Origin of the sequence: Tenacibaculum skagerrakense (genome assembly GCF_004345825.1) — a bacterium.
GTDB classification, from domain to species: domain Bacteria; phylum Bacteroidota; class Bacteroidia; order Flavobacteriales; family Flavobacteriaceae; genus Polaribacter; species Polaribacter skagerrakensis.
Map to the genome: position 1 here is coordinate 103,144 of NZ_SLXM01000007.1, position 12,137 is coordinate 115,280.

A 12,137-nucleotide genomic window follows, 5' to 3' on the forward strand; every position below is an offset into this window, starting at 1 on the left:
TTTGGTAGTTAACTGTTTTTTAAGTAAAAGTAGAATTCACAATCATGAAGGAAGCACACGATGATACTTTTTTAGCTCGATGGTTGAATAACCAACTGAGCAACTCTGAACTTGATGAATTTAAAAGGCATCCAGACTTTTCGTTATATGAAAAAATAGCCTCTAAATCTTTGGAGTTAAGAACTCCTGAATACAATAAGAGTGCTTTATTTTCTAAAGTTCAAGATAAAATTAACGTGCCGAAAAGAGGTAAGTTAAGATCTATTTACGCTACTGTTTCTGTAGTAGTGGCTGCTTCAATTGTAATTATTTTCGGGCTTATACAGTTTTATAATTCATCAACAACTTACAGTACTGATTTTGGAGAGCAAATGGCGGTTCATCTTCCGGATGGATCTGAAGTGATGTTAAACTCTAAGTCAGAAATTGTTTTCAATGAGAAAAATTGGGCTCAAAATAGAGTTGTTAAATTAAAAGGAGAAGCTTATTTTAAAGTTAATAAAGGAAGTAAATTTATTGTTAACTCAGATAGAGGAGAGGTATCAGTTTTAGGTACTCAATTCAATGTAACAACTCACAACGATTTAATAGAAGTTAGTTGTTATGAAGGAAAGGTAAAGGTTTCTTCTGATGATAAAGAAGTATTTTTAACACAAGGAAAAGCTTTTAGAAATCTAAAAGGTGTTTCTGAGGAATGGGAATTTAAAAATCAAGAACCAAGCTGGAAAAATGGAGAGAGTTCTTTTACAAGTATCCCTTTAAAATATGTTATAAAAGCAATTGAAAATCAATATAATGTTCAAATTAATGCAACTAATATTGATGTTTACAATAAATTTACAGGTGCATTTACACACGAGAATTTAAACATTGCTTTAGAAACAGTTTTTAGGCCACTACAAATTAATGCTAACGTTTTAGATAAAAACAATATTACATTGACGAAAGAATAAATGAGATGTAAGCAACTTTCAATAGTTATTTTTCTCTTCATCCTGTCGTCAATTTGTAATCTTTATTCTCAAACAAATCAAGATACAGTTTTATTAAAACAGCTTTTAGTAAAAATCGAAGAGATTCATCAGGTTAAGTTTTCTTACTCTGATGAGGTAATTCATGAAAAGAAAGTTGATGAAATTTCTCTAGAACTACCATTAGAAGAACTACTGAAAGTTTTAGCGCAACAAACTAATTTGTTGTTTAAGCAAACTACCAATCGTTATATCTTAATTCTTGAAAAAAACACTACGTCTAATAAGTACGTGTGTGGTTTTGTGACCGATAAATATTCTAAACAGAGAATTGAAGGGGCAAGTGTTTATATCAAAGAAAAAAGTATTGGAACTATTACCGATAAGGAGGGTTATTTCGAATTAAGAGGAGCTAAAAAGAACGATGTATTATCAATAACATATTCAGGATATACAACTATTCGAGAGGTTGTAGATTCTTTATCAATTCCATGTAAAACCTATGAAATAGAAGAGCATTCATCTAAGTTAGATGAAGTGCTTATTACAAGTTATTTAGTAAATGGTATAACAAAAAACAAAGATGGTTCTATTGCTATAAAACCGCAACAAAGAGAAATATTACCCGGATTAACAGAACCAGACGTATTACAAAGTATTCAATTGCTTCCGGGAGTCTTAAGTCCAAATGAAACGTCTTCAGGATTACATATTAGAGGAGGAACTCCCGATCAAAATTTAGTGTTGTTTGACGGAATTAGAGTGTACAATCCAGCGCATTTTTTTGGAATGATATCCGCTTTTAATCCTTACATAATTGAAGAAGTAAATGTGTTAAGTGAAGGTGTTGGAGCTCAATATGGAAATCACGTTTCTGGAGTTATAGATATTAGAACCAAATCTAAAGTTGCTGATAAAACCTCTGCCAGTGTTGGATCAAATTTAACGCACGCAGATGCTTTTTTAGAAATGCCTTTAGGTAAAAAAGCATCAATACTAATTTCTGGAAGACGATCATTATCTGATATTTTTGAAACCTCTACTTTTCAAAGTTTAGCAAAAAAAGTATTTCAAAACACCATAATAGATCAAAACGAGAAAAACGATGTAAATCAGGTTTTTGATAAGAACAATAATTTCTATTTTCTAGATTTCAATACAAAACTTATAGTTGATGTTAGTGAAAAAGATCAGTTGATGATGCATCAGCTTTTCGTTAGTAATAAGCTAGATTATCGATTTGGATTAAGCGACGGAACATTTTTACAGAACGACAAATTAAATGTTGAAAATTTTGGACTAGGTGCGAATTGGACAAGAAAATGGAATGCGAATGTATCTCAAGAAACAAGCCTGTACTTCTCTGATTATGAGCTAGACTATAATTTTATTGGAGAGCAAACTGTAGATCCTGTGTTTACGCAATCTTCTATCAAAAAAAATTCTATAAAAGAGTTTAATTTTAAAACAGGTATAAACACTAATCTTAATAAGTATAATCAGTTAGGATTTGGTTTTGAGCTAATAAATAATGATGTTAGCTATAATTTAGGGAGAACTTATTCTTTTTCACCTGATAGTGATTATGAAATTGAAGAAGCTAGCTCTAGTACAATTTATGCGCTTTATGGAAATTATAACTACGAAAAGGAGGATAAAGTAAATATTAATATTGGACTTAGAAACACGTATTTTTCATTAGAAAACACATTTTTTGTGGAACCAAGATTATATACACAGGTAAAGTTATTTCCTTCTTTATGGGTTAATTTTTCGTATGAAAAAAAACAGCAAAATATCAGTCAGTTAATTGAGTTTTCAACCAATGATTTTGGGTTAGAAAATTATGTTTGGAGTTTATCTAATAAAAATGAAATTCCAATTTTAAATTCAGATCAAGTTTCGGGTGGGTTTGTCTTCAAAAAAAATAGCTGGATGTTGGATGTAAACACCTTTTATAAAACGATAGATGGTTTGACTTCGCTTGGAAAAGGTATTGCTACAAATGCTAATATTACGGCAAACGGAAGTAGTGTGTCAAAAGGAATTAATGTGTTGCTTAAAAAACAATTTACCAATTATACTTCATGGATTAGCTATAGTTTTGGTGATACAACATTTGAGTTCCCACAAACAAATGACGGAAAACCTTTTTCTGGAAGTAACGACATAACGCATCGTTTTAGATGGTCAAATAGTTATAAAATAGGAAATTTTGATTTTTCTCTAGGTTGGGTATATCGAACAGGAATACCTTTTACAGAAGTTGTAGAAACCAATAACAATGGAACACAACAGTTTTCTTTTGGCGATGTGAATGCAAGGCGTTTAGATAGTTATCAACGACTGGATTTTTCTTCTACGTATAAATTTAATATTTCTAGAGATAAAAAATGGAAAGCGAAACTAGGTGTTTCTTTTTTAAACATTACCGATAGAAGTAATACTTTACAAAGAAACTTTTTCTTGACCAGAGATCAAGACTCTAATATCATTATAGGAACTACAGATACCGTTTCTCTCGGTTTTACACCAAACGTAATGTTTCGAGTTATTTATAATTAAAAAAGTCTCTATCATATAATGATAAAGACTTTTGTGACCTCGGCAGGATTCAAACCTGCAACCTCTTGAGCCGTAATCAAGTGCACTATTCAGTTATGCTACGAGGCCGTTTTTGCGGATGCAAATATAAGTGATTTTTCTTAACTGTAAAACTATTTAGAAATTTCTTTCTGAAAAATATCTAATGAGTCTTTTGCCTTTTCATAATCTTCTTCATTAATTAATAAATCAACCGATTGTCCTAAGGTTCCAAAACCAGCTAATCTACCTGACTCTTTGTTATCTTTTATGATAGATGAAACTCCAATTTCGTCTAACATATAAGCTAATCTATTCACTAAAATAGAAGTTCCTGAATATAATTTAATATGATTACTCATAACATAGTACATTTTAATTAATCTAAAGAATTCATTGTTACAAAAGCTCTCCAGCCAATTATGGCTAATTGGAATTTGGAGGCTTTAGAGATATCTAACTGTTTTTTTGTAAAAGATGGTAAAACAGTTTTATTGATCTTGGCTAATGCCTTAAAAATTAGTTTTTTCATTATTGTTGATATACTCAAATATAATGAAAATTGAGTAAAAGTGGTGAGATAGCAACCCACCACTTTGTGTTTCTTTTTCTACTGTTTCTTTTCAATCATTTTTTTGGCTAACTCAGCGCCAATTAACGATTGTAGCAAATTCCCACTGTCTTTGTTTCCTGTACTTCCTTCAATATAGGTTGTCGGAAGTTTTAACTCTTTCAATTCTTTAGCAACTCCCACTGCGGTTTTAAATTCCCATTCTGCTTTTTCTTGAGGTGTAAGTCCAGCACTTACTAATTTCTGATTTTCATAAGCTTGCGCGTCCGCAGCTAATTTTTTACTCTTTGCTTTAAATTGCTCAACCTCATATTGTTTCTTTTCCTTGATTAAATTGAACTCAGCAACTTTTGCTTCTGTTTCGGCAGCAATGGTTTGTTGTATTTGGGCTTTTTCTAACCTAGCTCTTTCTTTTGCTTTTTCTGCTTCTCCTTTTGCTTTTTCTTTTTGTGCACGGTAAAATTCTCTTTCAGCTTGTTGTTTTTCTAATTGCGTTTGAGCAACTTCTTCTTTTTGCAATTGTAAACGGTTATCAAAAGTTTCTTCCCAGTCAATTTCTGTAACAACAGCTTGTACTACTGTTAAACCATATGATTTAAGTGAGTTCCCTTTTACTCTTACTGGTTCTCCGTTTTCCATTTTTATTCTAAATCTTTTTTGACGTGATTCTTTGTTTGGAATAGTTCTGGTTACGGTACTGTCTCCAATAATTTCTGGTTTTTGATTTTCTACATACTCTTCTAGTACATACATTCCGTTTTCTAACTGATCTTGAAAATACCTGTCAAAATCTGCAGCTTGACCCGAGATGTAATCTTGAGCAGCCATTAACTTACAAGTGTTTTTTATAGATTGATCAATGTTTGGAATAATTCTCGATCTGATTAAATTCTTTTCTGTTTTATTCCTGTCTGCAACCGATAAGAATTGCTTTTCATCCGATATATCAATACTAATTACAATAGACGTTGCAATCTTTCCTTTTACAGCATCGTTAAATTCCCACTGTCTAGATTTATCTACATAGGCATACTGACTTTGATCTCCTAATTGTCCTTTTTGGTTTGGAATTACATATTTTACAGGAATCTCAAACTGAATTGGGATTAATCGTCCCCACATTTTAGTTTTTAAACCTTGTTGAAAAACTGCTTTTTGTCCACCCCACGGATATTGAACTGCATAAGCGGTACCGGGTTCTGCATAAAAAAACACTCCCGAGGCAATACTCATTAAAACACCAACAATAATTGCAGTTACACTCTTTTGAGTTGTTAACCAATCTAGGTTTTTTGTTTTCGCTAGAAAAGGTTTGCTAATGATTGATGCAAATCCTAATAGGATTAATAAAATTCCAAAAAATGTTAGCATATATATAGTTATTAAAAGTTGATATTAAAATATTGTTTGAATTAAACTGGATATTAATTCAGTTAAAGCAACAGTTAGTTTTAATAGAAATACAATCATTTTTTATAGTCGTTTTTGATGTTAGTAAATAGTTCAATTTCGAAATTGTTTTTCGAATATATGAGGAAAGAAATCCTTGCTCCAAACTTTTTGGAACGAATTAATCAAACTGAATTTACATATGAAGCTAAAAAAGTTAAAATTGTTTTAATATATAACCTTTTAATCTTGTTTCGTGTTTTAATATGTAGTTATAAAATGTTGTTTAATATTAATAGTGTAATAAAACAAAGGGTGTTTTTTAGAGTTTTTTAAAAAGCAAAGGAAAAGTAGTTTTCAGTTTAGGGTGTTTTTGATGGTTTGATTTTTTGGAGTAATAAAAAACAAGAATTTATAGACTGCTAAAATCACGTCATTTTTATTGCCTTTTTCTTTAAAGTTCGTCAGTTGTCACAGTATTAAATATTCCTATATTCGTAAAAAATTTTATTTATGAGTATTGTCTATATTCTTTTAGGATTAGTGTTGTTGGTATTTGGGGGAGAGTTTTTGGTTAGAGCCTCAGTAGGTCTTTCTTTTAAACTAAATATTTCTAAAATGGTTATAGGAATGACGGTAGTTTCATTTGCAACATCTGCTCCTGAACTGTTAGTTAGTTTGCAAGCAGCTATGGATGGATCACCTGCCATTGCGCTCAACAATGTTATCGGTTCTAATATTGCGAATATAGGCTTGGTACTAGGTATAACTGCCATTATTGGTCCTATTACAGTAAGTAAAGATTTTTATAAGCTAAATTGGCCTGTAATGATGGTTTTTTCATTGGTGCTTTATTACTTTTTGAAAAACGATGAATTGTTAAATAGAATAGAAGGGTTGTCTTTATTTCTAGGATTAATCATTTTCCTTGTTGTGCTTATTAAATCAACAAAAGAAGAAGAAGATAGTGATGAAGTTGATGATAAATTAGCAACTGTAGGTTACCCTAAAATTACTGGATGGTTACTAATTGGAGGTTTAGCACTGTATTTTGGTTCCGAATTTTTAGTGGATGGTGCAAAAACATTAGCTAAAAGTGTAGGAGTTAGTGAAGGAGTAATTTCTATTACTATGATTGCTATTGGAACTAGTGTTCCTGAGTTAGCTGCCTCAGTTATTGCAGCTTTAAAAGGAGAGAAAGCAATTTCATTGGGGAACTTAATTGGATCTAATATTTTTAATATTGCTTCAGTTTTAGGGTTAACTGCACTAATAAAAGACATTCCTGTAACAGAACCACAAATATTGTCTAGAGATATTTTCTGGATGTTAGCTTTTGCATTTATAATTTTGCCACTGGTGCTTGTTCCTAAAAATTTTGTTTTAGGAAGGTTTAAGGGCATATTATTGTTTTTAGGGTACGCTGTTTTTATTTACATAGTGTCATTTTTATAAAATAAAAAAGCTCACTTTAAAGTGAGCTTAATAAAATTCATTAAATCTTAAGATTTAAATTTTTGCATTTTTTACTGTTTGAACAATTCTTCCAGCAACTTTATATGGGTCTGCATTTGAAGCTGGACGACGATCTTCTAACCATCCTTTCCAACCTTTTTCTACAGTAATAATTGGAATTCTTATTGAAGCACCTCTGTCTGAAACTCCGTAGCTGAAATCGTTAATAGAAGCAGTTTCGTGCTTTCCAGTTAAACGTTGATCGTTATATTCTCCGTAAACTGCTATATGTTCTTTAGTTACAGGTCTAAACGCCTCACATACTTTTTCATAAACCTCTTTGCTTCCGCAAGTTCTTAATAAAGTGTTAGAGAAGTTTGCATGCATTCCAGATCCGTTCCAATCTCCTTTAATTGGTTTTGGGTGATATTCAATGTAGTAACCATACTTTTCAGTTAATCTATCTAATAAATAACGAGCAACCCAAATTTCATCACCAGCTTTTTTAGCACCTTTTGCAAATAATTGGAATTCCCATTGTCCAGAAGCAACCTCTTGGTTAATTCCTTCAAAATTTAATCCAGCAGCAATACATAAGTCTGCGTGTTCTTCAACGAAATCACGACCGTGAGTGTTTTTACCACCTACAGAACAGTAGTACATACCTTGTGGGCCAGGATAACCACCAATAGGGAATCCTAGAGGTAATTGTGTATGTGTGTCCATAATAAAATACTCTTGCTCAAATCCAAACCAAAAATCATTATCATCATCATCAATACCAGCTCTTCCATTTGATTCGTGTGGAGTACCATCAGCATTTAAAACCTCTGTCATAACTAAAAATCCATTCTCACGTGCAGGATCTGGATAAATAGCAACAGGTTTTAACAAACAATCAGAATCTCCTCCTTCAGCTTGTTTTGTTGAAGATCCATCAAAAGACCAAATTGGACAGTCTTCTAATTTCCCACTAAAGTCATCTATAACTTTAGTTTTACTACGCATGTTTTGTGTTGGATAATATCCATCTAACCAAATGTATTCTAATTTTGACTTAGCCATGATTTTTTTATCGTTAATTAGTTTAATGATGCAAAAATGAATATTTTTTTAATTACCCCCAAATTTTTAGGGGTAAAAGTATAAATTTTAATATAAAATTATTTTCAACCCTATTTTTTTAGGGGATTAATATTATTTTTGTTTAAAATTTCGAAAATGGCTACATTAAGATTTAATGCACTTCAGGAAACATTAAATAGAAAACCTATTCAAATAGAGGAATATAAAAAGCGTTCTGAATTGTTTGCTCAACATGTTTTTAGCGATAAAGCAATGTTACAGTATATGACTAAAGAAGCTTACAAGAGTGTAAAGGACGCAGCAGAGTTTGGTCATAAAATAGATAGAAGTATAGCAGATCAGATAGCGGTGAGTATGAAAAATTGGGCCTTGTCTAAAGGAGCAACTCATTATACCCATTGGTTTCAACCACTAACTGGAGCTACCGCAGAAAAGCACGATGCTTTTTTTGAAACCTTAGCAGACGGTAATGCAATGGAACTTTTTGATGGTGGTAAATTAGTACAACAAGAACCTGATGCTTCTTCTTTTCCTAATGGAGGGATTCGAAATACTTTTGAGGCTCGTGGATATACCGCTTGGGATCCTACATCAGCAGCTTTTATTTATGGGACTACCTTGTGTATTCCAACTGTTTTTGTTGCGTATACTGGTGAAGCTTTAGATAATAAAGCGCCTCTTTTAAGAGCATTACAAGCTATAGACGAATCGGCTACTGCTGTTTGTAAATATTTTGATAAAAATGTAACGAAGGTTACGGCTACTCTAGGTTGGGAGCAAGAATATTTTTTGATAGACAAAGCATTGGCAGCATCGAGACCAGATATTATGATGACTGGTAGAACTCTATTGGGTCATTCTTCAGCAAAAGGACAACAGTTAGAAGATCATTATTTTGGTTCGATTCCGACTAGAGTTATGAATTTTATGCGTGATTTAGAGCAAGAGTGTATGTTGTTAGGAATTCCTGTAAAAACAAGGCACAATGAAGTTGCACCGAATCAGTTTGAAGTTGCACCAATTTTTGAAGAAGCAAATTTAGCGGTAGATCATAATTCCTTATTAATGGATGTGATGGAAAAAGTTTCTCAACGTCATAATTTTAAAGTTTTGTTTCATGAGAAGCCTTTCAAAGGTATTAATGGATCTGGAAAACATAACAATTGGAGTTTAAGCACAAATACAGGTGTTAACTTATTAAGTCCGGGAAAAACTCCAATGAAGAATCTTCAGTTCCTAACCTTTTTTGTAAACACAATTAAGGCTGTTCACGACTATGAAGAGTTAATTAGAGCATCGATTGCTAGTGCTAGTAACGATCATCGTTTAGGAGCAAATGAAGCTCCGCCTGCAATTATTTCGGTTTTTATAGGTTCACAATTATCTGAGGTATTGGATGAGTTAGAGAATGTAACGAAGGGAAAATTATCACCTCAAGAAAAAACAGATTTAAAATTAAATATAGTTGGTAAGATTCCCGAAATTCTATTAGACAATACAGATAGAAATAGAACATCTCCTTTTGCTTTCACAGGAAATAAATTCGAATTAAGAGCAGTAGGTTCTTGGTCTAATTGTGCGGGGCCGATGACTGTTTTAAATACCATTATTGCGAAACAATTAAAAGACTTTAAGAAGGAAGTCGATGTTTTGATTGACACTAAAGGACTTAAAAAAGATGAGGCTGTTTTTAATGTATTAAGAGAATACATAAAAGCATCTAAGAAAATACGATTTGAAGGAGACGGTTACGGAGAAGCTTGGGAAAAGGAAGCAAAAAAACGAGGTTTAAGTAACCACAAAACTACGCCAGAGGCATTAAAGGCTAAGATTTCTAAAAAGAACATTATTCTTTTCGAAGAAATGGGAGTGATGAATAAAATTGAAGTTGAAGCACGTCATGAAATTGAATTAGAAGAGTATGCAAAACGTATCCAAATAGAAAGTCGTGTTTTAGGTGATATCTCAAGAAATCATGTAATTCCGATTGTTATTCAATATCAAAATACATTAATAGAAAATGTAAAAGGATTAAAAGAAATTTTCGGAAAAGATTTTGAACAATACGCATCTGAACAAATCGATTTAATCAAACGTATTTCTAATCATATTGCAGAAATTAATTCCAAAATTGAGCAAATGACAGAAAAACGTAAGGAAGCCAATAAATTCAAAGGGCAAAAAAATGCAGAAATGTATTGTAACGTAGTAAAACCTTTTTTAGAGGAAATTAGATATCACGTAGATAAACTTGAGTTGTTGGTTGATGATAATTTATGGCCTTTAACAAAGTACCGAGAATTGTTATTTACTAGATAATATGTCTTTGAAAATCTTACCTTTAACAGAAATACATTGGTTACAAGTAGCTAAAATTTACGAAGAAGGTATAAAAACGGGTAATGCTACTTTTAGAACTCAGGTTCCTGATTGGGAAACATGGAATTCCAATTGTCATAAACACAGTAGATTTGTGATAGTTAATAGTGAAGAAGAAGTTTTAGGTTGGTGCGCACTAGCACCCGTTTCTTCTAGGTTTGAATATAGAGGTGTAGCTGAGGTAAGTGTTTATATTAAATTATCTGCAATAGGAAATGGTATAGGTTCTTTACTGATGAAAAGTTTAATTCAGTCTTCTGAGGAAAACGGAATTTGGACTCTTTATTCGAGTATGTTTCCGGAAAATATTGGAAGTGTTCGACTTCATGAGAAGTTCGGATTTAGAAAAGTTGGTTATAGAGAAAGAATTGCCGAGTTAAATGGGATTTGGAGAGATACAATAATATACGAACGAAGAAGTAAATAACAGAAAATTACTTTGGTAGTCTTACGTTTTAAAGTAATTTTGTGACCAACAACAACACAACACAATGAGTCAAGAAGTATCTAAAAGATATGCACAACGAGGAGTTTCAGCTTCTAAAGAAGACGTGCATAATGCAATTAAAAATATTGACAAAGGTTTGTTTCCAAAAGCCTTTTGTAAAATAGTTCCAGATTATTTAACTAACAGCGAAGAGCATTGTTTAATAATGCATGCTGATGGAGCTGGCACAAAATCATCTTTAGCATACATGTATTGGAAAGAAACTGGAGATGTTTCTGTGTGGAAAGGTATTGCACAAGATGCATTAATCATGAATATTGATGATTTATTATGTGTTGGAGCTACCGATAATATTATGCTATCTTCTACAATAGGTAGAAATAAAAATTTAATTCCTGGTGAAGTTATTTCAGCAATAATTAACGGTACAGAAGAATTGATTTCTGAATTAAAAGATTTTGGAGTAACTATTCATTCTACTGGAGGAGAAACAGCTGATGTTGGCGATTTAGTCAAAACTATTATCGTTGATTCTACAGTAACAGCTAGAATGAAGCGAGCTGATGTTATTGATAATGCTAATATTAAACCAGGTAATGTAATTGTAGGTTTAGCTTCATTTGGTCAAGCTTCTTATGAAAAGGAATATAATGGAGGTATGGGAAGTAATGGTTTAACTTCAGCACGCCATGATGTATTCAATAAATATTTAGCTGAAAAATATCCTGAAAGTTTTGATGCAGCTGTGCCTTCTGACTTAGTGTATTCTGGAAATGTAAAGTTAACAGATGAAGTTGAAAACTCTCCAATCGATGCTGGGAAGTTAGTGTTATCTCCAACAAGAACTTATGCGCCAATAATAAAAGCTATTTTATCTAAATATACTTCTGATAATATTCACGGAATGGTTCATTGTTCTGGTGGTGCGCAAACAAAAATTTTACACTTTGTGGATAATGTTCATGTGATTAAAGATAACATGTTTGAAATTCCACCTCTTTTTAAATTGATACAAGAGCAATCTAAAACAGATTGGAAAGAGATGTACCAAGTGTTTAACTGTGGACATAGAATGGAATTATATGTTTCTCCTGAAGTTGCAGAAGATATTATTGCAATTTCAAAGTCGTTTAATGTTGATGCTCAAATTGTTGGTAGAGTTGAAGAGAGCGCAGATAAAAAACTTACCATAAAGAGCGAGTACGGAGTTTTTGAATATTAAGACATAGTGATTATACAAGCAAAAAAGTCTCGA

General features: G+C 32.0%; 10 protein-coding genes and 1 tRNA gene. 6 read left to right on the forward strand and 5 right to left on the reverse strand.

Annotated elements, in window-relative coordinates:
• Positions 1 to 44: 44 nt before the first annotated feature.
• Together EV195_RS12030 and EV195_RS12035 are read left to right on the forward strand one after the other, a co-directional pair.
• Positions 45 to 953, forward strand: a complete 909-nt coding sequence (locus tag EV195_RS12030; RefSeq protein WP_132795206.1) for a FecR family protein — start codon at positions 45 to 47, stop codon at positions 951 to 953.
• A complete protein-coding gene (locus EV195_RS12035) occupies positions 954 to 3,536 on the forward strand; it encodes a TonB-dependent receptor (protein WP_132795207.1) in 2,583 nt (860 codons plus the stop codon).
• Between the two features lie 34 nt (positions 3,537 to 3,570).
• On the opposite strand, the gene EV195_RS12040 is transcribed toward EV195_RS12035, so the two are convergent.
• The 4 genes from EV195_RS12040 to EV195_RS12055 all read right to left on the reverse strand — a co-directional run bounded on the left by EV195_RS12040 (position 3,571) and on the right by EV195_RS12055 (position 5,496).
• A tRNA-Arg gene (locus tag EV195_RS12040) sits at positions 3,571 to 3,644 on the reverse strand.
• Between the two features lie 44 nt (positions 3,645 to 3,688).
• Positions 3,689 to 3,916 carry a putative signal transducing protein gene (locus EV195_RS12045; RefSeq protein ID WP_165915731.1) on the reverse strand — a complete coding sequence of 76 codons (228 nt, stop codon included), beginning with the start codon at positions 3,914 to 3,916 and terminating at the stop codon, positions 3,689 to 3,691.
• Positions 3,917 to 3,933: 17 nt separating this feature from the next.
• Positions 3,934 to 4,086: an SsrA-binding protein gene (locus EV195_RS12050; protein ID WP_132795209.1), complete on the reverse strand. Its 153-nt coding sequence runs from the start codon at positions 4,084 to 4,086 to the stop codon at positions 3,934 to 3,936.
• A 78-nt stretch (positions 4,087 to 4,164) separates the two neighbouring features.
• The gene (locus EV195_RS12055; protein ID WP_132795210.1) at positions 4,165 to 5,496 is read right to left on the reverse strand and encodes an SPFH domain-containing protein; all 1,332 of its coding nucleotides are present in this window, start codon (positions 5,494 to 5,496) and stop codon (positions 4,165 to 4,167) included.
• Between the two features lie 531 nt (positions 5,497 to 6,027).
• Between EV195_RS12055 and EV195_RS12060 the strand changes: the two genes are divergently transcribed.
• Complete coding sequence (locus EV195_RS12060) at positions 6,028 to 6,969, forward strand: calcium/sodium antiporter (protein ID WP_132795211.1); 942 nt, start codon at positions 6,028 to 6,030, stop codon at positions 6,967 to 6,969.
• 54 nt (positions 6,970 to 7,023) lie between these two features.
• Here the strand turns inward: EV195_RS12060 and EV195_RS12065 are convergent, their stop codons facing one another.
• The gene (locus EV195_RS12065) at positions 7,024 to 8,034 is read right to left on the reverse strand and encodes a glutamine synthetase beta-grasp domain-containing protein (RefSeq protein WP_132795212.1); all 1,011 of its coding nucleotides are present in this window, start codon (positions 8,032 to 8,034) and stop codon (positions 7,024 to 7,026) included.
• A 156-nt stretch (positions 8,035 to 8,190) separates the two neighbouring features.
• Between EV195_RS12065 and EV195_RS12070 the strand changes: the two genes are divergently transcribed.
• The 3 genes from EV195_RS12070 to EV195_RS12080 all read left to right on the forward strand — a co-directional run bounded on the left by EV195_RS12070 (position 8,191) and on the right by EV195_RS12080 (position 12,104).
• Positions 8,191 to 10,374, forward strand: coding sequence for a glutamine synthetase III family protein (locus EV195_RS12070; protein WP_132795213.1), 2,184 nt, complete (start codon positions 8,191 to 8,193; stop codon positions 10,372 to 10,374).
• A 1-nt stretch (position 10,375) separates the two neighbouring features.
• Complete coding sequence (locus EV195_RS12075) at positions 10,376 to 10,861, forward strand: GNAT family N-acetyltransferase (RefSeq protein ID WP_132795214.1); 486 nt, start codon at positions 10,376 to 10,378, stop codon at positions 10,859 to 10,861.
• Positions 10,862 to 10,925: 64 nt separating this feature from the next.
• Entirely contained in the window at positions 10,926 to 12,104 is a 1,179-nt protein-coding gene (locus EV195_RS12080; protein ID WP_132795215.1) for an AIR synthase related protein, read from the forward strand.
• The last annotated feature ends 33 nt before the right edge of the window (positions 12,105 to 12,137 follow it).